This window comes from Actinomadura fibrosa (assembly GCF_900659615.1).
GTDB classification, from domain to species: domain Bacteria; phylum Actinomycetota; class Actinomycetes; order Streptosporangiales; family Streptosporangiaceae; genus Spirillospora; species Spirillospora fibrosa.
This window is the reverse complement of record NZ_CAACUY010000567.1, coordinates 1-529: the sequence shown is the minus strand read 5'-3', so window position 1 is coordinate 529 and position 529 is coordinate 1. Positions and strand designations below refer to the sequence as shown.

At 70.5% G+C, this 529-nt stretch carries 1 protein-coding gene; it reads right to left on the bottom strand.

Annotated features, from left to right (window positions below):
• A partial coding sequence (locus E1300_RS49700; RefSeq protein ID WP_207400470.1) for an acyl-CoA dehydrogenase family protein occupies positions 1-529 on the bottom strand: 529 nt, incomplete at both ends.

Sequence of the window (529 nt, the reverse complement as noted above, 5' to 3'; positions counted from 1 at the left end):
CGCCCCCGCCGCCGGGTCGGTGACCGCCATCACCGTGTAGAACTCCGACACCCCCGCATTGGTGATCCACATCTTGGCGCCGTTGAGCACCCACCCATCGCCCTCGCGCACCGCGCGGGTCTTCATCCCCGCCGCATCCGACCCCGCCTCGGCCTCCGACAGCGCATAGGAGAACATCGCCTCCCCCCGCGCCACCGGCCCCAGATACCGCTTCTTCAGCTCCTCCGACCCCGACAACAGCACCGGCACCGTGCCCAGCTTGTTCACCGCCGGAATCAGCGACGACGACGCGCACGCCCGCGCGACCTCCTCGATCACGATCACCGTCGCCAGCGCATCGGCCCCCGCACCCCCATACGACTCCGGGACGTGCACCGCGTGCAGCTCGTTGGCCACCAGCGCGTCCAGCGCCTCCTGCGGGAACCGCGAATCCTCGTCCACCTCCGCCGCGAACGGCGCGATCTTGGCATCGGCCAGCTCACGCACCGTCGCACGCAGCAACTCGTGCTCCTCCGACGGCGCGTACGTG